At 73.8% G+C, this 23,861-nt stretch carries 21 protein-coding genes; 15 read left to right on the top strand and 6 right to left on the bottom strand.

Annotated elements, in window-relative coordinates:
* Genes nirB through ACZLKG_RS07980 form a run of 5 tightly spaced genes read left to right on the top strand, consistent with a single transcriptional unit; the run spans position 1 to position 6,041 of the window.
* A complete protein-coding gene (nirB, locus tag ACZLKG_RS08000) occupies positions 1-2,559 on the top strand; it encodes a nitrite reductase large subunit NirB (protein WP_463648443.1) in 2,559 nt (852 codons plus the stop codon).
* Between the two features lie 5 nt (positions 2,560-2,564).
* A complete protein-coding gene (gene nirD, locus ACZLKG_RS07995; protein WP_425709687.1) occupies positions 2,565-2,915 on the top strand; it encodes a nitrite reductase small subunit NirD in 351 nt (116 codons plus the stop codon).
* A complete protein-coding gene (gene cobA, locus ACZLKG_RS07990; protein WP_463648441.1) occupies positions 2,912-4,150 on the top strand; it encodes a uroporphyrinogen-III C-methyltransferase in 1,239 nt (412 codons plus the stop codon). The genes nirD and cobA overlap by 4 nt, the downstream gene beginning before the upstream one ends.
* Complete coding sequence (locus ACZLKG_RS07985) at positions 4,147-5,262, top strand: uroporphyrinogen-III synthase (RefSeq protein WP_425709685.1); 1,116 nt, start codon at positions 4,147-4,149, stop codon at positions 5,260-5,262. Before cobA ends, ACZLKG_RS07985 begins: the two co-directional genes overlap by 4 nt.
* The gene (locus ACZLKG_RS07980) at positions 5,259-6,041 is read left to right on the top strand and encodes a sirohydrochlorin chelatase (RefSeq protein WP_463648440.1); all 783 of its coding nucleotides are present in this window, start codon (positions 5,259-5,261) and stop codon (positions 6,039-6,041) included. The genes ACZLKG_RS07985 and ACZLKG_RS07980 overlap by 4 nt, the downstream gene beginning before the upstream one ends.
* Before the next feature lie 50 nt (positions 6,042-6,091).
* On the opposite strand, the gene ACZLKG_RS07975 is transcribed toward ACZLKG_RS07980, so the two are convergent.
* Both ACZLKG_RS07975 and ACZLKG_RS07970 read right to left on the bottom strand, forming a co-directional pair.
* Positions 6,092-7,015 carry an SURF1 family protein gene (locus ACZLKG_RS07975; RefSeq protein WP_425709683.1) on the bottom strand — a complete coding sequence of 308 codons (924 nt, stop codon included), beginning with the start codon at positions 7,013-7,015 and terminating at the stop codon, positions 6,092-6,094.
* Positions 7,012-7,428: a DUF3099 domain-containing protein gene (locus tag ACZLKG_RS07970; protein ID WP_463648439.1), complete on the bottom strand. Its 417-nt coding sequence runs from the start codon at positions 7,426-7,428 to the stop codon at positions 7,012-7,014. Before ACZLKG_RS07970 ends, ACZLKG_RS07975 begins: the two co-directional genes overlap by 4 nt.
* A 247-nt stretch (positions 7,429-7,675) precedes the next feature.
* Here ACZLKG_RS07970 and fabG point away from each other — a divergent pair, with 247 nt between their 5' ends.
* From fabG to ACZLKG_RS07955, 3 genes are all read left to right on the top strand, one after another.
* Positions 7,676-8,401 carry a 3-oxoacyl-ACP reductase FabG gene (fabG, locus tag ACZLKG_RS07965; protein WP_425709681.1) on the top strand — a complete coding sequence of 242 codons (726 nt, stop codon included), beginning with the start codon at positions 7,676-7,678 and terminating at the stop codon, positions 8,399-8,401.
* Between the two features lie 65 nt (positions 8,402-8,466).
* Positions 8,467-9,234: an enoyl-ACP reductase FabI gene (fabI, locus tag ACZLKG_RS07960; protein WP_425709680.1), complete on the top strand. Its 768-nt coding sequence runs from the start codon at positions 8,467-8,469 to the stop codon at positions 9,232-9,234.
* Complete coding sequence (locus tag ACZLKG_RS07955; protein WP_463648438.1) at positions 9,234-9,737, top strand: SixA phosphatase family protein; 504 nt, start codon at positions 9,234-9,236, stop codon at positions 9,735-9,737. The genes fabI and ACZLKG_RS07955 overlap by 1 nt, the downstream gene beginning before the upstream one ends.
* Positions 9,738-9,819: 82 nt before the next feature.
* Here ACZLKG_RS07955 and ACZLKG_RS07950 read toward each other — a convergent pair whose 3' ends face one another.
* From ACZLKG_RS07950 to glgC, 4 genes are all read right to left on the bottom strand, one after another.
* Positions 9,820-10,641 (bottom strand): phosphoenolpyruvate hydrolase family protein, encoded by an 822-nt coding sequence (locus tag ACZLKG_RS07950; RefSeq protein ID WP_463648437.1) that lies wholly within the window; start codon positions 10,639-10,641, stop codon positions 9,820-9,822.
* 107 nt (positions 10,642-10,748) lie between these two features.
* Positions 10,749-11,978 carry a Tm-1-like ATP-binding domain-containing protein gene (locus tag ACZLKG_RS07945; protein ID WP_463648435.1) on the bottom strand — a complete coding sequence of 410 codons (1,230 nt, stop codon included), beginning with the start codon at positions 11,976-11,978 and terminating at the stop codon, positions 10,749-10,751.
* Between the two features lie 106 nt (positions 11,979-12,084).
* Positions 12,085-13,122, bottom strand: a complete 1,038-nt coding sequence (gene serB / locus ACZLKG_RS07940) for a phosphoserine phosphatase SerB (RefSeq protein ID WP_463648434.1) — start codon at positions 13,120-13,122, stop codon at positions 12,085-12,087.
* A complete protein-coding gene (glgC, locus tag ACZLKG_RS07935; protein WP_425709675.1) occupies positions 13,119-14,360 on the bottom strand; it encodes a glucose-1-phosphate adenylyltransferase in 1,242 nt (413 codons plus the stop codon). The genes serB and glgC overlap by 4 nt, the downstream gene beginning before the upstream one ends.
* A 252-nt stretch (positions 14,361-14,612) precedes the next feature.
* On the opposite strand from glgC, the gene glgA reads away from it, so the two are divergent.
* The 7 genes from glgA (at position 14,613) to ACZLKG_RS07900 (ending at position 23,770) form a co-directional block, all read left to right on the top strand.
* Positions 14,613-15,839 (top strand): glycogen synthase, encoded by a 1,227-nt coding sequence (glgA, locus tag ACZLKG_RS07930; RefSeq protein WP_425709674.1) that lies wholly within the window; start codon positions 14,613-14,615, stop codon positions 15,837-15,839.
* A gap of 123 nt (positions 15,840-15,962) precedes the next feature.
* Positions 15,963-16,748, top strand: a complete 786-nt coding sequence (locus tag ACZLKG_RS07925) for an ABC transporter ATP-binding protein (RefSeq protein WP_425709673.1) — start codon at positions 15,963-15,965, stop codon at positions 16,746-16,748.
* 160 nt (positions 16,749-16,908) lie between these two features.
* Positions 16,909-17,448, top strand: coding sequence for an NfeD family protein (locus ACZLKG_RS07920; RefSeq protein WP_425709672.1), 540 nt, complete (start codon positions 16,909-16,911; stop codon positions 17,446-17,448).
* A gap of 57 nt (positions 17,449-17,505) precedes the next feature.
* On the top strand, positions 17,506-18,819 hold the full coding sequence (locus ACZLKG_RS07915) for an SPFH domain-containing protein (RefSeq protein ID WP_425709729.1): 1,314 nt from the start codon (positions 17,506-17,508) through the stop codon (positions 18,817-18,819).
* A gap of 177 nt (positions 18,820-18,996) precedes the next feature.
* On the top strand, positions 18,997-20,736 hold the full coding sequence (locus tag ACZLKG_RS07910) for an ABC transporter ATP-binding protein (protein WP_425709671.1): 1,740 nt from the start codon (positions 18,997-18,999) through the stop codon (positions 20,734-20,736).
* Positions 20,733-22,673: an ABC transporter ATP-binding protein gene (locus tag ACZLKG_RS07905; RefSeq protein WP_425709670.1), complete on the top strand. Its 1,941-nt coding sequence runs from the start codon at positions 20,733-20,735 to the stop codon at positions 22,671-22,673. Before ACZLKG_RS07910 ends, ACZLKG_RS07905 begins: the two co-directional genes overlap by 4 nt.
* Positions 22,674-22,729: 56 nt before the next feature.
* On the top strand, positions 22,730-23,770 hold the full coding sequence (locus ACZLKG_RS07900) for an LLM class flavin-dependent oxidoreductase (RefSeq protein WP_463648433.1): 1,041 nt from the start codon (positions 22,730-22,732) through the stop codon (positions 23,768-23,770).
* Positions 23,771-23,861: the final 91 nt, after the last annotated feature.

Raw genomic sequence — 23,861 nt, 5'->3', positions numbered from 1 at the left:
ATGCCCCGCCACGTCGTCGTCATCGGCGGTGGAATGGTCGCCCACCGCTTCGTCGAGGCCCTCCGCTCCCGCGACGAGGCCGGTCGGTGGGCGGTGAGCGTCTTCGCCGAGGAGCCGAGACGACCGTACGACCGCGTCCAGCTGACGAGCTACTTCTCCGGCCGCGACCCCAGGGACCTGGAGCTCGGCGACGACCACCTGTGGGAGGACGAGCGCGTCACCCTCAGGCGCGACTGCGCGGTCGTCGAGATCGACCGGGAACGGCGAACGGTCACGGACCGGCTCGGCCGCGTGCACCCCTACGACGAGCTCGTCCTCGCCACCGGAGCCGCAGCGGCCGTCCCCCCGATCCCCGGGGCCGACCTGCCGGGCGTGTTCGTGTACCGCGGGCTCGACGACGTGGCGGCGCTTCGGGGGTGGACGGAGGCCGCGCGGGACCGGGCCCCGGTCATCCGGGGCTGGCAACGCCCCGTGCGAGGGGCCGTCATCGGGGGCGGGCTGCTCGGGCTCGAGGCCGCCGGGGCGCTCACCGCCCTCGGCGCCCAGGCGACGGTCCTGCAGAGCGGCACTCATCTCATGAACGCGCAGATCGACCTCGGCGGCGGCGAGGCGCTGAAGCGGATCCTGCAGGGCATGGGAATAGCCGTGCGGGTCGACGCGAGAACGACACGCCTGCGCGAATCGCGCCGCACGGGCGCGGTCGGCCACGTCGAGCTCGCCGATGGCCGGCTCGACGCCGATGTCGTCGTATTCGCCACCGGGAACCGGCCCCGGGACGGGCTCGCCCGCGCGGCGGGCCTCGACGTCGGCACGCGGGGCGGCGTCGTCGTCGACGAGACGTGCCGGACGACGGACCCGCACGTCTGGGCCGTCGGCGACGTGGCGAACGTCGACGACGGCGGCTGCGTGGGTCTGGTGGCGCCGGGATACGCGATGGCCGAGGTCGTCGTGGATCGGCTCCTGGGTGGTCGGGCGACCTACCCCGGCGCGGACACGGCCACCAAGCTCAAGCTCCAGGGCGTCGACGTGGCGAGCTTCGGGGACGCGTTCGCGACCACCGAGGGCGCGATGGAGGTCGTGCACGCGAACCCGGTCGCCGGCACCTACGCCAAGCTCGTCGTCTCGGACGACGCCCGCACCCTGCTCGGCGGCGTGTTCGTCGGGGACGCCGGCCCCTACGCCACGCTGCGGCCGCTGCTCGGCACGGAGCTGCCGGCGGACCCCGGGCAGCTCCTCGCCCCCGAGGGCGGCGGCGCGGTGAGTCTCGACCTGCCCGCCGAGGCGGCGGTGTGCTCCTGCAACAACGTCACGGCCGGCGAGATCCGGTCCGCCGTCACCGAGCACGGGTGCACGGACCTGGCCGGCGTCAAGGAGTGCACCCGGGCCGGCACGAGCTGCGGCTCGTGCCTGCCGCTCGTCAAGAAGATCACGTCGGCGGAGCTCGCCCGCGCGGGCCTCGAGGTCTCCGGCGCCCTGTGCGAGCACTTCGAGATGTCGCGCGTCCAGCTCTACGACGCCGTCCGCGTGGCGGACCTGCACACGTTCTCCGACATCCTCGCCCGTTTCGGCGCCCCCGGGGCACGAGGCTGCGACATCTGCAAGCCCGTCGCCGCCTCCATCCTCGCCTCGCAGGGCAACGGCCACATCCTGTCCGGCGATCAGGCCCGCCTGCAGGACACGAACGACCACGTCCTGGCCAACATGCAGAAGGACGGCACCTACTCGGTCGTTCCCCGGATCCCCGGCGGGGAGGTGACCCCGGAGCAGCTCGTCGTGATCGGCGAGGTGGCGAAGGACTTCGGGCTGTACACGAAGATCACCGGCGGGCAGCGGATCGACATGTTCGGCGCGCGCATCGAGCAGCTGCCCCACATCTGGCGGCGACTCGTCGACCACGGCATGGAGTCCGGCCACGCGTACGGCAAGTCCCTGCGTACCGTGAAGTCCTGCGTCGGCTCCACATGGTGCCGCTTCGGGGTCCAGGACTCCGTGGGCATGGCGGTCGAGCTCGAGCTGCGCTACCGCGGGCTGCGCTCGCCGCACAAGATCAAGCTCGGGGTCTCGGGATGCGCCCGCGAGTGCGCGGAGGCGCGCGGGAAGGACGTCGGAGTCATCGCCACCGACAAGGGCTGGAACGTCTACGTCGGTGGGAACGGCGGATTCACCCCGCGGCACGCCCAGCTGCTCGCCGAGGACCTCGACGACGCCGCCCTCATCCGCACGATCGACCGATTCCTCATGTACTACATCCGCACGGCCGACCGGCTCCAGCGGACGGCGGCCTGGCTCGAGGAGCACGAGGGCGGGCTGGAGGCGATCCGGGCGGTCGTCCTCGAGGACTCCCTCGGGATCGGGGCCGACCTGGACGCCGCCATGGCACGGCACGTCGAGAACTACGCCGACGAATGGCGGGAGGTCCTCGACGACCCCGAGAAGCTGCGCCGGTTCGGGTCGTTCGTCAACGCGCCGGACGTCGCGGACCCCACGCTCGCGTATGTCACCGAGCGGGGGCAGATCCGGCCCGCGACGGCGAACGACCGGCAGGGGGCGGCGCTGTGATCCGCGTGTGCACCCTGGACGACCTGCTGCCCGAGCGCGGGGCCGCCGCGCTGGTCGACGGGGAGCAGGTCGCGCTGTTCCGGCTGGCGGGGGACACCGTGCTCGCGGTCCAGCAGCGCGACCCCTTCTCCGGTGCGAACGTCATGTCCCGAGGCGTCGTGGGCAACCGCGGCGGCCGCATCACGGTCGCCTCCCCGATGTACAAGCAGGTCTTCGACCTGGAGACCGGCGAGTGCATCGACGATCTCGGCTCCCTGCCGGTCCCGGGCGCCTCGCCCCACCTGATCGCGTGGAGCATCCGGGTCGACGGCGGCGCCGTCCACGTCGGGGAACCCGTCGAACGGAGAGTCACGTGACGTCACTGCTGGGAATCGACCTCAGGGGCCGCGACGTGCTCGTCGTCGGCGGCGGTCGCGTCGCCGCCCGCCGCGCACGAGCGTGGTCGGATGCGGGCGCGCGGGTCCACGTCGTGTCGCCGTGGACGGTCCCGGAGATGCGTGAGCTCCTCGAGGTCTCCGGCCGTTGGACCGACCGGGACGCACGCGAGGAGGACCTCGACGGGGCGTGGCTCGTGCTCGCCGCGACCGACGACAGCGAGGTCAACCGGATGATCGCCCGCTCGGCCGAACGCCGCCGCGTCTGGTGCATCGTCGCCGACGACGCCTCCGCAGGGACGGCGCGAACTCCCGCCCTCGCGCGCAGCGGCGACCTCGTGGTGGGCGTCGTCAGCGACGGGAGCTCGGATCCGCGGAGGGTGGCCGCCGTCAGGGATGTCCTCGCCGACCGGCTCCGGTCCGGAGTCGACCAACGACGACGCCGGTCCGGGCCCGGGAGGGTGACGCTCGTCGGTGGGGGTCCGGGGGCGGTCGACCTCCTGACCGTCCGCGGCCGACGGGCGCTCGCGGAGGCAGACGTCGTCGTCGTCGATCGGCTGGGGCCGGTCGCCGTGATCGACGAGCTGCCCCCGGACGTCGAGGTCATCGACGTCGGGAAGGAGCCCGGCCGGCACGCGGTGCCCCAGGAGGAGATCAACGCGCTGCTCGTCGAGCACGCGCGCGCGGGCCGCAGCGTCGTTCGGCTGAAGGGCGGGGACCCGTTCGTGTTCGGCCGCGGCGGCGAGGAGGTTCGGGCCTGCCGGGCCGCGGGCATCGACGTCGAGGTGGTCCCGGGGCTGTCGAGCGCATGGAGCGGACCGGCGCTGGCGGGGATTCCCCTCACGCACCGTGGCGTGGTCGGGGCCGTCCACGTCGTCGCAGGGCACGACGGCCTGGAGCCATCGACGCTCACGTGCCTGAGGGAGAGGACCGCGACCGTCGTCGTCCTCATGGGGGTTGCGGCACTCGGCCGGATCGCCGGACAGGCCCTCACCGCGGGGGCGGACCCGGGGCTCCCGGTCGCCGTCGTGGAACGCGCCTCGATGGTCGACCAGCGCGTCACCAGGGCGCCCCTTCAGGACATCGCCGCGCGGGCTGCGGCGGCGGGCGTCACCTCGCCCGCCCTCATCGTCCTCGGCGATGCCGTCGCGACACTCGAGGAGTCGCGGGCAGCCGGGCGACCCGAGCTCGTCGCGGAGTCGGAGGCCGCCGGATGAGCCGGCCCGAGCTCGGCCCCGTGCTCGCCGGCTGCACGATCGTCGTGACCGCGGACCGCCGGGCGAACGACCTCGCGGCGGCACTCGGGCGCCGGGGCGCCGACGTGCGCCACGCCGCCGCCCTGTCGATGATCCCCACCTGGGACGACGACGAGCTCCGCGCCGCCACGGAAAGGCTCGTGGCGCGACCGCCGGACGTCGTGGTCGTCACGACCGGCATCGGATTCCGGGCCTGGCTGGAGGCTGCCGACGCGCACGGGCTGGCGGGCCGGCTCACCGCAGTGCTCTCGTCCACGAGGCTAATCGCGCGCGGGCCGAAGGCGCGAGGAGCGATCCAGGCGGCGGGACTGACGCCCGACTGGGTCACCGAGTCGGAGACCTCGGCCGAGATCACGGAGGTCCTCACGCGGGAGGGGGTGGCGGGCCTGAGGATCGCCGTCCAGCTGCACGGCGCCGGGGCCGACGGGCTGGACGCGGCCCTCGCCGCCGCGGGAGCCGAGGTGGTCCTGCTGGCCGTGTACCGGTGGGGCCCCTCGCCCGACCCGCGAGCCCTGGAGGACTCCGCGCACGCCGCGGCGAGCGGCGACGTCGACGCCGTGGTCTTCACCTCCGCGCCGGGGGCCGAGGCCTGGCTCTCCACCGCCGAACGGCTGCCGACCTGGGAGGCGGTCGAGGCCCGGTACGCGAGCGGCGACCTCGTGGCGGCCGCCGTGGGGGAGGTGACCGCCGGTCCGCTGAGGGCCCGCGGCATCACGCCCTTGATCCCCGACCGCGGCCGACTCGGAGCACTGATCCGCGGCCTCGTCGCCCACTTCTCCCCGCCCTCGCCCCGTGCGGCGGCCACGATCGCCGGTCCGCTCGAGGTGCGGTCGGGCGGCGCCGTCCTCTCCGGCGAGCTGGTGCCCCTGACCTCCGGCGGGCGGGAGCTGCTCCGGCTGCTCATCGCCCACGGCGGCCGGACCGTCGACCGGGCCGCACTGCTCGAGGCCCTCCCGGCCGCGACGAGCGCTCATGCGGCGGAGGTCGCGATCGCGCGCCTCCGCGAGGCGCTCGCCGCCCCTGGGCTCATCTCGACCGTCGTCAAACGTGGCTACACCCTGGAGATGGCATGACGTCCACCGTTCTCATCGGGTGTTCGCACGGCACGAGCGACCCGGCCGGCCGTGCGGCGATCCGCGCGATCCTCTCGGGCGTGCGATCCGCGCGCCCCGGCCTCGCGGTGCGCGAGGCGTTCGTCGACGTCCAGCGCCCCGAGGTCTCGGACGTGGTGCGCGACGTCGTCGCGCCCGTCGCGGCCTCCACCCCCGCCATGTCCGTCGGGTCTCCGGCGCGGGGCCGCGTGCCGGCCATGGACGCGGTCGTGGTCCCCCTGCTCCTGTCGGGCGGGTACCACGTGAACGTCGACGTGTCGGAGGCGGTGCGTGCGCGGCCGAACTGGGCCGGTCGCGCTGCCGCCGCGCCCGCGCTCGGCCCGGATCCCCGTCTCGTCGAGATCGCACTCGACCGCATCGCGGAGGCCGGCGCCCGGCCCGGAGACGCGATCGTGGTCGCCGCCGCGGGGTCGAGCCGACCCGAGGCGGCCCGCGACGTCGACGCGCTCGTCCGCGAGGTCGGCAGGAGGCACGCGGGCCCCGTGAGCGTGGGCTACGGGGCGATCGCGACGCCGAGCGTGGCGGCCGCCGTGCGGGACGCCCGGTCGGGTGGCCGCCGGGTGGTCGTGCTCGCCTACCTGCTCGCGCCCGGGTTCTTCTACGACCGCGTCGCGGAGGCCGGGGGTGACGTCGTCACCGCGCCCCTCGGGCCCGATCCTCGCCTCGTCGACATCGTCCTCGACCGGTTCGACCGCGAGGTCGCGGCACGTGTGCCTGACGCCGAGGCCGTCGAGTCGTAGGCGCGCGGTCACACCCGGCGCCCGACCGTCCGGCCGGGCCCGCGCCGGAACTATCGCGCGGCGTCGAGGAGCGCGTCCTCCTCCTCGGCGTCGGAGACCTTCCTCCCCGGCCGCGACGAGAGCTCGCCACCGCGCGCGTAGGGCGTCCCCGCGAGCAGCTCCTCGTCGGCCTCGTCCACCTCGCGGCGCGCCAGCAGCGGCACGATGAGGAGCGCGCCGATCGCGAAGATCCACCACTGGAACGCGTAGCTGAGGTGGTTGCGCAGCGAGACGTCCGGCGCGGGGAGCGCGCGGAGCTCCGTGGGCGGCGCCGGGTCGGCGTCGAGCAGCTCGCCGTACCCGGCGAGGACGACGCCGCCCCCCTCCGCGAGCTCCCGGACCGGCGGCGGGGGGTCGGGCAGCGCATCCAGCGAGGTCCGCAGCGCGTCCTCCTCGATCGCGTAGAGCCACCCCGCTGCGGGCTCCCGGTCGCTCGGCCCCTCCGCCGGACGCAGGCGGAGCGTCACCGTCACCTCCCCGTCGGCGGGGCGCGGGAGGTCCGCCGGCGACATCGAGATCTCCGACGGCACCCACCCGCGGTCGACCGGCACGACGACGTCGCGCCCGTCGAGCTCGGTGGCGAGGAGGTCGACGACGTGGACCGCGGGGGTGCCGTCCACGGGCCGGTTGCGCAGCCCGAGCGTCGTGCCGTCGACCCACTCGCCGGTCACGGTGACGTACCGCCACGTGTCGGACCCGTCGACCAGGAGGTCGCCGAGCAGGTCCTCGGCCTCCACGGCGGGCGTGGCCTCGGCCTGCTCGACGGCGTCGCGCCGGTCCACCTTCTCCTCGTGCCGGTCGAGCTGCCAGGTGCCGAGCCACACGCACGCCAGGGCCGCGAGCACGCTCATCGCCATGAGCCCCAGCCAGCGCGGCGTGCGCAGGAACGCCCAGCGGCCGGCGCCCGGGGCGTCGGCCCTCCCGCCTCCGCTCATCGCAGGAACTCCCCGGGACGCACGTGGTAGGTCGGCCGACGTCGGGGCTCGCCGGTCTGCTCCGGGCCGTCGTCCGGAGCGTCCAGGCGCACGAGGCCTTGACCCGCGTGCTCGGCGGGGGTCGGGCCGCCACCCTCCCGGCCGGCGTTGGCGACGAGGACGGCGAGCAGCGGTGCGGTGAGCGCGCAGACGATGCACAGCCACCACCACTGGCGCGGCACGACGGCCATCGAGGCGAGGAACGCGACCCGCAGCCCCATGAGCAGCCAGTAGCGGCGCATCCGCCCGCCGAGGTCGTCGTGCAGGGACGGTGCGGCGGCCGTGATGGAGACGGGCTCGGCGCGGCGAGCGCCCCGCAGGCGCTTCGAGACGTGCGTCGCGGGTGCGGCATCGGTGCGCCGGACCCTGGTCATCCCACCAGGCTACGCCGGGCCGGCGGCGGGTGGCCGCGGCGCCGACGGGTGGGCGGGACGGGCGGTCCGCCGGACGGGACGGGGCGGTCGGCCGGACGGGACGGGCGGTCGGCCGGAGGGGTCAGGCCGTCGGACCGACGGGGGGTGGACGGCCGGGACAGGCCTGCCGGCCGGACCGCTGTCGGGACCGTCGGGGTCGATCGGCTAGCGTGGCCCGCGTGCGTACGCCAAGCATCGGGGAGATGACGTGACCGCGACCAACGGGTACGAGCCGCGCAGCATCCTCGTCACCGGGGCCTCCCAGGGCATCGGGGAGGCGATCGCGCGGCGTTTCGTCGACCTCGGCGACAAGGTCGCGGTGCTCTCCCGGTCCGGCCGCGGGCCCGAGGGGACGCTCGCCCTCGCGGGCGACGTGGCGAGCTCCGACGACGTCGACGCCGCCTTCGCCGCAGCGGAGGAGGCGCACGGCCCGGTCGAGGTGGTCGTGGCCAACGCGGGTGTCACCCGCGACCAGCTGCTCATGCGGATGAGCGACGACGACTTCGACACCGTCCTGCAGACGAACCTCGGCGGCGCCTTCCGGGTGGCCCGCCGCGCCTCGAAGGGCATGATCCGCCTGCGCCGCGGCCGGATCGTGCTCATCTCGTCGGTCATCGGCATGTACGGCGGACCGGGGCAGGTCAACTACTCCGCCGCCAAGGCCGGGCTCGTCGGGATGGCGCGCTCCATCACCCGCGAGCTCGGCAAGCGGTCGATCACCGCGAACGTCGTGGCGCCGGGCTTCATCGACACCGAGATGACCCGCGTGCTGCCCGAGGCGCAGCAGGAGACCTACCTCGGCGCCATCCCCGCCGGACGGTTCGGCGAGATCGACGACGTCGCGGGCGTCGTCGAGTTCCTCGCCTCGCCGTCCGCGGCCTATGTCTCGGGCGCCGTCATCCCCGTCGACGGCGGTCTCGGCATGGGGCACTGACCCCGACCCACCCTCGCGCCGGCGGCGCGGATCCCCCCGAACGAAAGACACAGAGAAGAGGACTCATGGGACTGCTGGAGGGCAGGACGGTGCTCGTCACCGGCGTGCTGAAGAACAACTCCATCGCCTTCCACGTGGCTCGGCTCGCACAGGAGCAGGGTGCCCAGGTGGTGCTGACCTCCTTCGGCCGGCAGATGCGGCTCACCGAGGTGACCTCCCGGCGCCTGCCCACCGAGGCGCCGGTGGTCCAGCTCGACGTCACGGACGCGGGAGACCTCGAGGCGCTGGAGGGCCGCGTGCGCGAGCACGTGGACCACCTCGACGCCGTGGTCCACTCCATCGGCTTCGCCCCCCAGTCGGTCATGGGCGGCAACTTCCTCAGCGGTCAGTGGCCCGACGTCGCCACCGCGCTGGAGGTCTCGGCGTTCTCGCTGAAGTCGCTCGCGGTCGCGGCGAAGCCCCTCATGGGCCCGGGCTCCGCCGTCGTCGGCCTCACGTTCGACGCCTCCTACGCGTGGCCGGTCTACGACTGGATGGGCGTGGCCAAGGCGGCGTTCGAGTCCACCGCCCGCTACCTCGCGCGGGACCTCGGCCCGGACGGCATCCGCGTCAACCTCGTCGCGGCCGGCCCCGTCCGCACCACCGCCGCGACCTCGATCCCCGGCTTCGACCAGATGGAGTCGACCTGGGACGCGCGCGCACCGCTCGGCTGGGACAACACCGACGCCGGACCGACGGCCCGCACCGTGCTGGCGCTGTGCTCGGACTGGCTGCCCGCCACCACCGGCGAGATCGTGCACGCGGACGGCGGCGTGCACGCCATGGGCCAGTGATGTCGAGGACGCTCGTCCTCCTCAGGCACGCGAAGGCAGCCCAGATCGGCAGGGCCGGTGACGCCTCGCGCGAGCTCTCGGGGCGCGGCGAGCGCCAGGCGCGCGCGCTCGGCCCGCTGCTGGCGGACCAGGTGGGCGCGATCGACGTCGCACTCGTCTCCACCGCCGCCCGCGCGGCGAGCACCGCCACGCTGCTGGCGCAGGGCGCCGAGGTCCGTGAGCGCCGCGACGTCCCGGAGATCTACCAGTACGCCGCCCGCGGCCTGCTCGACCTCGTGCGGGACACGGACGGTGACCCGGGCGTGCTCCTCGTGGTCGGCCACGAGCCGACGATCTCCTCGCTCGCCGCGTTCCTGCACGACGAACGCAACGACTCCCTCGCCCTGCAGGTCTCCCTCGGCGTGCCGACGGCCACGGCGTGCGTGCTCGACGTCCCCGGCCCGTGGGCCGACCTCGACGGCGGGTCGGCGCACCTGCGCGCCCTCGTGCGACCTTCGGCCTGAGGTCCTGGGAGCCGCGCGCCGGCGACCACCGCCCGGCCCGCCAGCGCTCGCCGGCCGATCGCAGGCCGACCACCGGCACCCGTCAGAGGCGGATGTTCGTGAAGTCCTCGGTCTGCTTGCGGATCGCCACCTCGGTGGGGAGCCGCTCGATCGACGAGGCGCCGAAGAACCCGACGACCCCCTCGGTGTGGTCGAGGATGTACTGCGCGTCCTCCGGCTCCGCGATCGGGCCGCCGTGGCACAGCACGAGGATGTCGGGGTTGACCGCCTTCGCGGCGTCGTGCAGCTCCTGCACGCGCGTGGCGCACTCCTCGAGGGTCAGCGCGGTGGTCGCGCCGATCGTGCCCTTCGTCGTCAGCCCCATGTGAGGCACGAGCACGTCGGCCCCGGCGCGCGCCATGTCGGCCGCCTGCTCCGCCTCGAACACGTAGGGGGTCGTCAGCAGGTCGCGCTCGTGGGCCGCGGCGACCATGTCGACCTCGAGCCCGTACCCCATGCCGGTCTCCTCGAGGTTCTGCCGGAAGACGCCGTCGATGAGGCCGACCGTGGGGAAGTTCTGCACGCCCGTGAAGCCGACGCGGGCGATCTCGTCGAGGAACGGCCCCATGAGGCGGAAGGGGTCGGTGCCGTTGACCCCGGCGAGGACGGGGGTGTCCCGCACGACGGGGAGCACCTCGCGGGCCATCTCCATCACCACGGCGTTCGCGTCGCCGTAGGCCAGGAGGCCGGCGAGCGAGCCCCGGCCGGCCATCCGGTAGCGCCCCGAGTTGTAGATGATGACGAGGTCGATGCCGCCGGCCTCGGCGGACTTCGCCGACAGTCCGGTGCCGGCGCCGCCGCCGATGATCGGTCGGCCGGACTCGACGGTGGCTCGCAGGCGGGCGAGGGCGTCCTGACGCTTCATGGTGCGGGTGCTCCTTCGTAGGTGGGGGCCGGGTGTCGTGGTCGTCGCGGAGGTGGCGGCCGCCGTGGGTGGTGGCGCCGTCCCGGGCCGGGTCGGTGCGCTCCGCCTCAGCGGGCCGAGCGGATGAGCTCGTGCAGGGCGTCGGCCGCCCCCTTCCCGAAGCCCGGGTCGTTGACGGCGAGGTCGACCTCGCGCACCGCGACGTCGGAGCCGGCAAGGCCCGCCCGGATCGCGGCGAAGCACGCCGCGTCGGCCTCGGGGTCGTGGAACGGTCCGCCCTCGACGTCGATGCCGGACACGCCGCGCAGCGGGAGGTGGACCTCGACCGGGCCGCTCGCTGCGCGCAGCCTGGTGGCGATGCGCGTCCCGAGCTCGGCCATCTCCTCGGCCGTGGTGCGCATGAGCGTGACGGTGGGGTTGTGGACGACGAAGCTGCGGCCGGCGTACCGCTCGGGGACGGTCGCCTCGGGCCCGAAGTTGCACATGTCGAGCGCGCCGACGCTCACCACCTGCGGGAGGCCGGCCGCCCCGGCGGCCTGGAGCCGGTCGGGCCCGGCGGACAGCACGCCGCCGAGGAGGTCGTCGACGAGCTCGGTGGTCGTGAGGTCGAGGACGCCGTCGAGGAAGCCGTCGCGCACGAGGGTCTCCATCGCCCGGCCGCCCGCCCCGGTCGCGTGGAAGACGAGCACCTCGTAGCCGAGCTCGGACAGCCGGGCCCGGGCCTCGTCGACCGCGGGCGTGGTGAGCCCGAACATGGTGGCGCCGATCAGGTGCGCCTCGTCGCTGCGCTCGGCCGCCGCCCGCTCCTCGAAGCCGCGCGCCATCGCCGCTGCGGCGGCCACCGCGTTGGACAGGATCTCGCGCGAGATGCGGTTGATGCCCGCGACGTCGACGACGGACGGCATGATCGTCACGTCCGTGGCGCCCACGTAGGGGCTGACGTCGCCGGCCGCCATGGTCGTCACCAGGAGCTTCGGCACACCGACGGGGAGCGCCTGCATCGCGCGGGAGGCGACGGACGACCCGCCGGACCCACCGATGGCGAGCACGGCGTGGAGCTCGCCCGCCGAGTACAGGCGGGAGACGACCGCGGCCGCGCCCTCGCTCATGGCGGCCATGGCGGCGCCCCGGTCGTCGGCGCGGCGCAGGGTCTCGACGTCCGTGCCGGCGGCGGCCGCGACCTCGTCCGAGCCGATGTCGGCGATGCCGCCGCCGTCGGAGAACGTGCCGACGTCGATCAGGCGGGTCTCCACGCCCGCCGCGTGCAGCCGCTCGCGCAGCCAGGTGTGCTCGTCCCGCTTGGTGTCCAGCGTGCCGACGAGGACCACTGTGGTCATCTCTCGCTCCTTCGCGCAGATCGGTGTCCCGCACCCAGCCTGGCGCACCTGCCGGTGGGCCGCCAGGCCGGAGGCCCTGGAGCCGGTCGTCGCTCCTTGCGGGTCGCTACTCCTCGCCGGCTGCCTCGTCCGCCACGCCGGTGAGCGCGAGGGCGGTGTCGAGGCGGTCGCCCGTGATGAACGCGTCGGCGTTCTCCCGGACCACCGGGCGGCCCCCGTACCCGACGCCCAGGCCGGCCGCACCGAGCAGGTCGAGATCGTTCGCGCCGTCCCCGACGGCGAGGACCCGCGCCATCGGGACGCCCACCTCGCCCGCCCACCGCCTGGCGCGGTCGGCCTTGGCGGCCCGGTCGACCACCTCGCCGACGGTCCGGCCGGTGAGCCGGCCGTCGCCCGCGACCTCGAACGTGTTGGCCGCGACGAACCGCGTGCCGAGCGGCTCGACCGTGGGCGCGACGATCTCGACGAACCCGCCCGAGACCACGCCGGTCGGCACCCCGGCGTCCCGGGCGCGCAGGAACATGTCGGCGGCGCCGGGGGAGAGCTCGACCGCCGCCCGGACCGCGTCGAGCACCGCCGCGGCGTCGAGGCCGGCGACGAGGGCCACGCGCTCCTCGAGGGAGGCGCGGAAGTCGAGCTCGCCGCGCATCGCGCGCTCCGTGACGGCCGCGACCTCGTCCTCGACCCCGGCGTGCGCCGCGACGAGCTCGATGACCTCGCCCGCGAACAGCGTGGAGTCGACGTCGGTGAGGATCAGCCCGGGGCCGAGCTCGGCCAGCTCGCCGGTGGTCACCGCGACGTCGACGCCGAGCGCGGTCGCCGGGCCGCGGATCTCGTCGCGCAGCTCCCTGGCCGTGCGGGTGAGGGGCGTGGGTGCGTCGGCGCGGGGTGCGTCGTCGGGGTCCGTCTCCGTACCGGAGGAGCCGGGCAGGCGCAGCGCCCAGCCGACGGTGCGCAGCGGGCCGAGCGTGCCGTGGGCGGCCGCGACGTCGTCGGACCGGCCGGCGAGCAGGTCACCGACGTGCGTGACGAGCGAGACCGGCACGGGCCGCGGGGAGACGAGCGTGACGCGCAGCGCCGTGCCGCCCCCGGCGGGGACGGTCGGAACCGGCCGCAGGCCGGCCGACGAGGGGCCCGCCGTCACCTCGTGACCGTCATCCCCTTGGGGACGACGGTGATGCCCCCCGGGGTGATGGTGTAGCCGCGCGCACGATCGTGCTCGTGGTCGACGCCGATGGTTGCGCCCTGCTCGACGACGACGTTCTTGTCGAGGATCGCCTTGTTCACCGTGGCGTTGCGGCCGACCTGGACGCCGTCGAAGAGGACGGAGTCCCGCACCGAGGACCACGAGTTCACCCGGACGCCGGGGGAGAGGATCGAGCCGACGACCTCGCCGCCGGAGATGATGACGCCGGGGGAGATGATCGAGTCGAGCGCGTGGCCCAGGCGCTCCTGGTGCCCGTAGACGAACTTCGCCGGGGCGAGCCCGTGGTAGCCGGTGTGCAGGGGCCACTGATCGTTGTAGAGGTTGAACACCGGGACCACGGAGATGAGGTCCATGTTGGCCTCGTAGAACGCGTCCACGGTTCCGACGTCGCGCCAGTACGCCTTGTCCCGGTCGCTGGCCCCGGGGACCTCGTTGAACGTGAAGTCGTACAGCCCCGCCCGGCCCTCGGCGACGAAGCTCGGCACGATGTTGCCGCCCATGTCGTGGTTCGACCCGGAGTCGTCCGCGTCGGCGATGACGGCCTGGCGCAGGGCGTCGGCGTCCATCACGTAGTTGCCCATCGACGCGAGGATCTGGTCGGGCGCGTCGGGCAGGCCCTCGGCGTCCTTCGGCTTCTCGAGGAAGCTCTCGATCTTGTGCGGGTCGTCGGCCGAGGCCTGGATGACGCCGAACTGGTCGGACAGCGACAGCGGCTGCCGGATCCCGGCCACCGTGAGCGGGAACCCGGACTCGATGTGCTGGTCGACCATCTGGGAGAAGTCCATGCGGTAGATGTTGTCGGCACCGACCACCACCACGATGTCCGCCCGCTCGTCGTCGATGAGGTTGAGCGACTGGTAGATCGCGTCGGCGGAGCCGAGGAACCAGTTCTTGCCCTTGCGCTGCTGGGCGGGTACCGGCGCCACGTAGTTCCCGAGCAGGTTCGACATGCGCCAGGTCTGGGTGATGTGGCGGTCGAGCGAGTGCGACTTGTACTGCGTGAGCACCACGATCTTCAGGTACCCGGAGTTGACGATGTTCGACAGCGCGAAGTCGATGAGCCGGTAGGTGCCCCCGAAGGGGACGGCCGGCTTGGCCCGGTCCGCGGTGAGCGGCATGAGCCGCTTACCCTCGCCGCCGGCCAGGACGATCGCGAGCACGCGTGGGGATGCCATGGGCTCAGCCTAGGCGGTACCTGTGATCCCGAGCACGCGGTCCGACGGGCGGAGCGCGATCGTCCGGCACGCGGACCTCGACGGTCGGGGTCGCGCACCCCGGTCGGGCGCACCTCGGGCGCACCTCGGGCGGCCCGGTGGCGCGGCCCCTGGCCCGCACGACGTGGTGCGTTGCCGTGGCTTGGCGTTGTCGGCAGAGTGGGGCCGTGCGCGGACGCGCGCCCCGATCGTGCCGCAACGAGGAGGCCCACCGTGAGAGTCGACCTGATCACCCGCGAGTACCCGCCGCACATCTACGGCGGCGCGGGCGTGCACGTCTCGGAGCTGGCCCGCGTCCTGCGCCCGCGCATCGACGTGCGGGTCCACGCGTTCGACGGCCCCCGCAGCGAGGACGGACCCGGCGGCGTGCCCGTCACCGGCTACGGCGAGCTGCCCGAGCTTGAGGGCGCGAACGCCGCGCTGCGCACCTTCGGCGTGGACCTGCAGATCGCCGACCGGCTCGCCGGTACCGACCTCGTGCACTCCCACACCTGGTACGCGAACCTCGCCGGGCACCTGGGCGGGCTGCTCAACGGGGTGCCGCACGTGCTGTCCGCGCACTCGTTGGAGCCCATGCGCCCGTGGAAGGCCGAGCAGCTCGGCGGCGGGTACGCGCTGTCGAGCTGGGCCGAGCGCACCGCCTACGAGGGCGCGGCGGGCGTCGTCGCGGTCTCGAACGGTATGCGGGAGGACATCCTGCGCGCGTACCCGGGCGTGGACCCGGGCAAGGTCCACGTGGTGCACAACGGCATCGACCTCGACGAGTGGGCCCGCCCCACCGGCCCCGACGGCGAGGCCGCGATCGCCGCTGCCCGCGAGCGCCACGGCATCGACCCGGACCGGCCCGCCGTCGTCTTCGTCGGTCGGATCACCCGGCAGAAGGGCCTGCCGCACCTCCTGGCCGCCGTCGAGCGGCTCCCGGAGGAGGTGCAGGTCGTCCTGTGCGCCGGCGCCCCGGACACCAAGGAGATCGCCGCCGAGGTCTCCGGCGCCGTCGCCGAGCTCGCGCAGCGTCGCACCGGCATCGTGTGGATCGAGGAGATGCTGCCGCGCGAGCAGCTCGTCGCCGTCCTGGCCGCCTGCGACGTCTTCGTCTGCCCGTCCGTGTACGAGCCGCTCGGCATCGTCAACCTCGAGGCCATGGCGGTCGGCCTGCCGGTCGTCGGGTCCGCCACCGGCGGCATCCCGGACGTCATCGTCGACGGCGAGACCGGCACGCTCGTGCCCATCGACCAGCTGCAGGACGGCACGGGCACGCCGACGGACCCCGAGCGGTTCCACGCCGACCTGGCCGCGGCGCTGACCGATCTGGCGACCGACCCCGGGCGGGCGCGCGCCCAGGGTGTCGCCGCCCGGCGCCGGGTCGAGGAGCACTTCGCCTGGAGCGCCGTCGCCGAGCGCACGATCGCCGTGTACGAGCAGGTCCTCGCCGGGCGGTAGCCGGGCCGCGGCGGGGGTCCGGCCGGGCGGCGACGCCGTGGGCGCCCGCCGGCAGCCTCGCGAGGCCGAGCGGCCGGGCGGGTCGGGCCGCCCGCCCGACGGCGGCGACCTACGCTGGGTGCCATGGGTGATGTCCTGACGCTGTCCGACGTCCGTGTGCGCCGCGGGCAGGCCGAGCTCCTCAAGGGGGTCGACTGGTCGGTCGACGACGGTCAGCGCTGGGTGATCGTCGGACCCAACGGCGCCGGCAAGACGACGCTCGTCTCGCTGCTGGTCGGCCAGGTCTTCCCGACCACCGGCACGGTCGACGTCATCGGTGAGCGCCTCGGGCGCGTCGACGTCGCCGAGCTCCGCCAGGTCGTCGGGTTCGCCTCCTCGGCGGGCGAGCGGCGCGTGTACGCGTCGGAGACCGTGCTCGACGTCGTGCTCACCGGCGCCTACGGCATCCAGGGGCGGTGGCGCGAGAGCTACGAGCAGCTCGACACCGGCCGGGCCCGCGCCCTGCTCAGCTACGTCGGCATGAAGGACCTGCGCGACCGCACGTTCGGGACGCTGTCCACGGGCGAGCGCAAGCGCGTCCAGATCGCCCGTGCGCTCATGCCGGACCCCGAGGTGCTCGTCCTCGACGAGCCCGCCGCCGGCATGGACCTCGGTGGTCGCGAGGACCTCGTCGCCTCGCTCGCGCGGCTCGCGCGCGACCCGCGAGGCCCGGTGATGATCCTCGTGACCCACCACCTCGAGGAGATCCCGCCCGGCTTCACCCACGCGATGCTCATGGACGAGGGGCGGGCCGTCTCGGCCGGTCCCATCGAGGAGGTCCTCACGGCCGAGGCGATCTCCTCGCTCTACCGCATGCCGCTCACCCTCACCGTCGACGAGGGGCGCTACCACTCCCGCCGCAGCGTCTAGCACCGTCCGCGGCGGCCCGACCAGCCCGCGGCCTCGGACCCGCCGGCAGCGGCTCGCACCGCCGGCTGCCCCGGACCCGTTCCGTCCGGGTCAGATCTGCCCCCGTGGCGCGGACGTCGCACCGGTAGACTGGCCGTACCTACAGGGAGGAGGTCGGACCATGTGGTGGATCTGGCTGGTCACGGCGATCGCGCTCGGCATCGTCGAGATGCTCACCGTCGACCTCATCTTCCTCATGCTGGCCGGCGGCGCCGCCGCCGGCACGCTCGTCGCGCTCACCGGCGCCCCGATCTGGGTGCAGGCGGTCGTCGCCGGTCTCGTCGCGCTCACGCTGCTCTTCGTGGTGCGCCCCTGGGTCAAGGAGATGCTCGCGCGCTCCACGCCCGACACGCCGATGAACATCCGCGGCCTGGTCGGACAGATCGCGCACACGCTCACCGAGGTCACCGACCGGGAGGGTCGCGTCAAGCTCCACGGCGAGGTGTGGTCGGCCCGCACCGCCCCCGACGTCCTGCCCCGCCCGGCCGACGAGGACGTGCGGGTCGTGGAGATCGACGGGGCGTTCGCCGTCGTCGCGCCGCTCGACGTCGTCGGCGACCCCTACGGCACCGCGCCGCCGGCGCGACCCTGGAACGCCGGCTTCGGACCGGGTGACCAGGTGCCACCCACGTACCGGCCCGGGCCCGCCCCCGGCTACTAGACCCGTCGGCCGGCCGCGGCCGTCGTTCCCACGACACAGGAGAGATACGTGGACAGCATCACCGAGTGGATCATCCTCGGCGTCATCGTCATCGCGGTGGTGGTGATCCTCAGCAAGGCGGTCGTCATCGTCCCGCAGGCCGGCGCCCTCATCGTCGAGCGGCTGGGCAAGTACCACTCGACGATGTTCGCCGGGTTCCACGTCCTCATCCCGTTCTTCGACAAGGTGCGCGCCCGGGTGGACCTGCGCGAGCAGGTGGTCTCGTTCGCGCCGCAGCCCGTGATCACGTCGGACAACCTCGTGGTCTCGATCGACACCGTCATCTACTTCCAGGTGACCGAGCCGGGCGCGGCCGTCTACGAGATCGCGAACTACATCACCGGTATCGAGCAGCTGACCGTCACCACGCTGCGCAACGTCATCGGTTCGATGGACCTCGAGCAGACGCTGACCTCGCGCGACCAGATCAACAGCCGGCTGCGCGGCGTGCTCGACGAGGCGACCGGCCGCTGGGGCATCCGCGTCAACCGCGTCGAGCTCAAGGCGATCGACCCGCCCCAGTCCGTCCAGGGCGCGATGGAGCAGCAGATGCGCGCCGAGCGCGACCGCCGCGCCGCGATCCTCACCGCCGAGGGTGTCAAGCAGTCCGCGATCCTCACCGCCGAGGGTGAGAAGCAGTCCCAGATCCTGCGGGCCGAGGGTGAGGCGCAGTCCGCCGTCCTGCGGGCCCAGGGTGAGTCCCGCGCGATCCACGAGGTCTTCCAGGCCATCCACTCCGCCGACGCCGACGACAAGGTGCTGTCCTACCAGTACCTCCAGACGCTGCCGGAGATCGCGAAGACGCAGTCGAACAAGATGTGGTTCATCCCCGCCGAGGTCACCGGTGCGATGGCCTCCCTCGCGAGCGCCTTCGGCCCCGAGGGCGGCAGCGGCGGCGGGTCGTTCCGCGCCCCGACGCCGCCGCGTCCCCCGCGGCGCGGCGACGGCGACAGCGCGGAGAGCGGGCCCTCGACGTCGACCCCGCCGCCGTCGACCGCGTTCGACGCGCCGAGCCTGCAGGACCCGCAGGAGGCGCTGCGCGAGGCGCGCGCCGACGTGGCGAGCGCCGAGAGCGAGGTCAGCGAGGAGCCCGGCATCGGCGGTCGCCGGGCGACCCGGTCCCGGGCCGCGGGCGACGCCGGCGCTCCGCCGGTGGGCGGTGCGGCGCCGGGTGGTCCGACGACCGGTGCGCCCGGTGCGCCCGCGGGTGGTGCGCCCACGGGTGGGCCCGCGACCGGCGGCCCCGCGACGGGTGGCCCCGCCCACGGGCAGGGCCCGGCCGGCACCACGCGCGCCTGGAACCCGGGCGGCCAGCCGCCGTCGCGGGCCTGACCCACGGCCCGCCAGGCTCCCTGACGACGGAGCCCTCGCGGTACCGACCGACCGCCGGCCCCGGCAGCCCCCGCGCTGCCGGGGCCGGCGTCGTTCGTGGCGGCTGCCCGCTGCGCGCACGGCCGGTCGCTGCGCACCGATGACGACGAGCGGTCGGTGCAGTGCCAGGATGTCCGGGTGCTCCTGCGCCTCCTGAGGTACTACCTACGTCCGCACGCCCGCACGCTCGGCGCGATCCTCCTGCTCCAGCTCGTCTCGACGCTGGCCGCGATGATGCTGCCCAGCCTCACGGCGGACGTCATCAACGACGGGCTGCTGGCGGCCGACTCCGGCGCCGTGATCCGCATCGGGCTCGTCATGCTCGGCATCTCGGCGATCCAGATGGCCGCCCAGATCACGACCGCGTTCCTCGCCGCCCGCATGGCGGCCCGCGCGGGCGGCGCGATCCGCCGGTCGGTCTTCGCCAAGGTCCAGCGACTCTCGGTGGCCGAGGTGTCCACCGTGGGCGCGCCGTCGCTGGTGACCAGGTCGACCAACGACGTCCTCCAGGTCCAGATGCTCACCCTCATGGGCTCGATGTTCCTCGTCATGTCGCCGATGATGATGGTCGGCGGCATCGTCATGGCGGTCCGCGAGGACCCGCCGCTGTCGTGGCTCATCGTCGCCGCCGTACCGGCGCTGCTGCTCGTCATGCTCGGCGCGATCCTGCTCGCCCGGCCGATGTTCGAGGTCGTGCAGAAGCGCATCGACCGCATCAACCGCCTCATGCGCGAGCAGGTCTCCGGCGTCCGCGTCATCCGGGCCTTCACCCGGCAGGGCACGCAGCGGGCCACGTTCGACGTCGCCTCGAACGAGCTCGCCGGCACGCAGCGGCGCATCGGCGTGATCTTCGGGATCACCTTCCCGCTGGTGCAGCTGCTCATCATGGGCGGCCAGGTGCTCGTCGTCTGGTTCGGCGGCCTGCGCGTCGACGCGAACCAGATGGAGATCGGCTCGATCGTCGCCTTCCTCAGCTACCTGATGTTCATCTTCATGTCCGTGATGTTCTCGGTGATGCTGCTGATGATGGTGCCGCGCGCCGCGGTCTGCGCCCGGCGCATCGTCGAGGTCCTCGACATCGCCCCCGCGATCGCCCCGCCGGCGCAGCCCGAGCCGATCGGCGACCGCGCGGAGGGGCGCCGCGTCGATCTCGTCGACGTGACCTTCGGCTACCCCGGCGCGGACGAGCCGGTCCTCGACCGGATCTCCCTCACCCTCGAGCCGGGCACGACGACGGCGGTCGTCGGCTCCACCGGGTCCGGCAAGACGACGCTCGTCAACCTGCTGCCCCGGCTGCTCGACGTCTCCTCGGGCTCGGTGCGGATCGGCGGCGTCGACGTCCGCGCCGCCGCCCTGCCGGACGTGCGCTCGCGCATCGCGCTGGTCCCGCAGCAGGCCTACCTGTTCGGCGGGACCGTGCGGTCGACGCTCTCGCTCGGCTCGGGCGAGGTGCCTGAGGAAAGGCTGTGGCAGGCACTCGAGGTCGCGCAGGCGGCGGAGTTCGTCTCGGACCTCGACGACGGCCTCGACTCCGCCGTCGAGCCGGGCGGGCAGAACTTCTCCGGCGGCCAGCGCCAGCGCCTGGCGATCGCCCGAGCCCTGGTCCACGGCGGTGAGATCTACGTCTTCGACGACGCCTTCTCCGCCCTCGACATGGCGACCGACGCCCGCCTGCGCGCCGCGCTGCCGCAGATGACGACGGGAGCGACGGTGCTCGTCGTCGCCCAGCGCGTCTCCACCGTCCGGGACGCCGACCAGATCGTGGTCCTCGACGCCGGTCGCGTCGTCGGCCGGGGCACGCACGAGGAGCTGATGGGGGCCAGCGAGACCTACCGCGAGATCGTGCTGTCCCAGATCTCGGCGGAGGAGGCGGCATGAGCCGGCAGGACCGGCCGATGCCCGGGGAGAGGCCCGCGAACTTCGGCGCCACGATCCGGCGGCTCCTCGCCGAGATGCGACCCGAGCGGCTCGCCCTGGTCGCGGTCGTGCTGCTCGGCATCGTCTCCGTCACCCTCTCCGTGCTCGGCCCGCGCTACCTGGGTGAGGCGACCGACGTCGTCGTCGAGGGCTTCGCGAGCCGGCTCGTCCCCGAGGGAGTGACCCTCGACCAGGCCATCGCCGGCCTGCGGTCGTTCGGGCAGGACGAGATGGCCGACATGCTCGCCGCCATGCCCGGCCTCGAGCCCGGAGCCGGCCTCGACCGCACCGAGCTGGCCCGCTCGCTCGGGATCGCGCTGGGCGTGTTCGCCGGCGGTGCCATGGCGATGGCCGCGAACATGCTCATCCTCAACGTCGTCGTCCAGCGGGTCGGCGTCCGGCTGCGCGCCAAGGTGCAGGCCAAGGTCGACGCCATGCCGCTCGCCGAGCTCGACCACCGCTCGAGGGGCGACCTGCTCTCCCGGCTGACGAACGACATCGACAACATCACGCAGGCCCTCAACCAGACGCTGTCCCAGCTCATCACGTCCGTGCTGACGATCGTCGGCGTGCTCGCGATGATGGTGTGGATCGACTGGCGCCTCGCGATCGTCGCCGTCGTCACCGTGCCCGTCTCGGCCGTCATCATGGGGATCGTCGCCAAGCGGGCGCAGCCCCACCACGTGGCGAACTGGACGGCCACGGGCGAGGTCGGCGGCACCGTCGAGGAGGCCTTCAGCGGACACCAGCTCGTCCAGGCCTTCGGCGCGGAGGACGAGTTCGGCACGCGGTTCGTCGAGCAGAACGACCGGCTCGTCGCCGCCGCCGACCGCTCCCAGTTCCTGTCCGGCACGATGATGCCGCTCATGCAGTTCGTCTCGAACATCTCCTACGTCCTCGTGGCGGTGTTCGGCGTCCTGCGCGTCTCGCAGGGCGGGGTCACCATCGGTGAGGTCCAGGCCTTCGTCACCTACTCGCGCCAGTTCGGGCAGCCCATCGGGCAGCTCGCCGGCATGGCCGCGCTCGTCCAGTCCGGCGGGGCATCGGCGGAGCGGGTCTTCGAGCTGCTCGACGCCGCTGAGATGGAGCCCGATCACCGGGACCCCAGGCGGGTGAGCGACGTGCGCGGCGACGTGCACTTCGAGGACGTCGACTTCCGCTACGTTGACGACGTGCCGCTCATCACCGGCCTCGAGCTGCGGGCGAGGCCGGGGCAGACGGTCGCGATCGTCGGGCACACGGGTGCGGGCAAGACGACGCTCGTCAACCTGCTCATGCGCTTCTACGAGGTGCGCGGCGGACGGATCCTCGTCGACGGCATCGACACCCGCGAGATGACCCGCGACCACCTGCGCAGCCACATCGGCATGGTCCTGCAGGACACGTGGCTGTTCGAGGGGACCGTCGCCGAGAACATCGCCTACGGCCGCGACGGCGCGACGCGCGAGGAGATCGAGGCGGCCGGCGAGGCGGCGGGGGTGGAGCGGTTCGTCCACTCCCTGCCCGACGGCTACGAGACCCTCATCGAGGAGGACGGCGGAGGCGTGTCCGCGGGGGAGCGGCAGCTCATCACCATCGCGCGCGCGTTCCTCGCCGACCCCGCGATCCTCGTCCTCGACGAGGCGACGAGCTCGGTCGACACCCGCACCGAGGTGCTCGTCCAGGAGGCGATGAGCCGGCTGCGCGAGGGACGTACCGCGTTCGTCATCGCCCACCGGCTCTCCACCATCCGCGACGCCGACGTCATCCTCGTCATGGACAAGGGGGCGATCGTCGAGCAGGGCACCCACGAGGAGCTGCTCGCCGCCGAGGGACCGTACTTCCGGCTCTACCGGTCCCAGTTCGTCGGCGCCATGGTCGGGGACGTCAACGAGGTGGGGCAGGACGCGGGGGAGTAACGGGCGAGGGGTAGTCGCGGGGGAATACCTCGCGGAGTGATCGCGCTGTCCCGACAGTGAGCACCGATTCCGCCGCGCAGCGTCCCGATCTGTCCGTCCTCGAGCTCGTCGGCCGTCCGGAGGGGTCCTCGCCGGCGCAGGCGGTCGAGAACGCCATGCGCGCCGCCGAGGAGGCCGACCGGCTCGGTTACTCGCGGTACTGGTTCGCCGAGCACCACAACACGGCCACGTTCCTGTCCTCGGCCACCATGGTCCTCATGGCGCTCGCCGCCCAGCGCACGAGCCGCATCCGCATCGGCTCCGGCGGCGTCATGCTCCCGAACCACCCGCCGCTGTCGGTCGCGGAGCAGATCGGCACGGTGGCCCAGGTGGCGCCGGGCCGCGTCGACCTCGGCCTGGGCCGTGCTCCGGGCACCGACCAGCTGACGGCCTCGCTCCTGCGCCGCGGCGAGGCGGACCCGCAGTCATTCGCCCGCGAGATCCTCGCCCTGCGCGGCTACTTCTCCGAGGCGAACACGGCTCCCAGCTCCCGGGTCCGCGCCGTCCCCGCCGGCGGTACCGAGGTGCCGATCTGGGTGCTCGGCTCCTCCCTCAACGGCGCCTCGATCGCCGGCCAGCTCGGTCTGCCGTTCTCGTTCGCCTCCCACTTCGCGCCCCAGGCGCTCGCCGAGGCCGTCGGCGTCTACCGCGCCCAGTTCTCCACCGGGGCCCCGACCGCGCAGATCGACGCCCCGCGTCTCATGGTGGGCGTCAACGTCGTCGTCGCGGACACCGAGGCCGAGGCGCAGCGGATCTTCACGACGCACCAGATGATGGCCGCCGGGATCGTCACCGGCGCCCGCGAGCTGCTCCAGCCGCCGGTCGACGACATCACGAGCGTGGTGCCGCAGCGCGTCCTCGACGCGACGTCGAACATGCAGGCCGTCTCCGCGATCGGTACCCCCGACCAGGTGCTCGAGAAGCTCGACGGCATCGCGGAGGCCACGGGAGCCGACGAGATCATCACCGTCACCTACGCGTACGACCCCGAGGTACGCCTGCGCTCGATGCGGATGCTCGCCGAGGCGTGGGGGCTGGACGCCGCAGCCGCGGCCTGAGCGCCGGCCGCGGGACACCCTCGCCGAGATCGACGGATCCCGTGCGACCTCGGCGCGTCGACGTCGATCGTGGTGGGTCGACGTCGCCGGC

Source organism: Georgenia sp. Z2081 (assembly GCF_055326445.1).
This window is presented reverse-complemented; position numbering and strand designations above follow the sequence as displayed.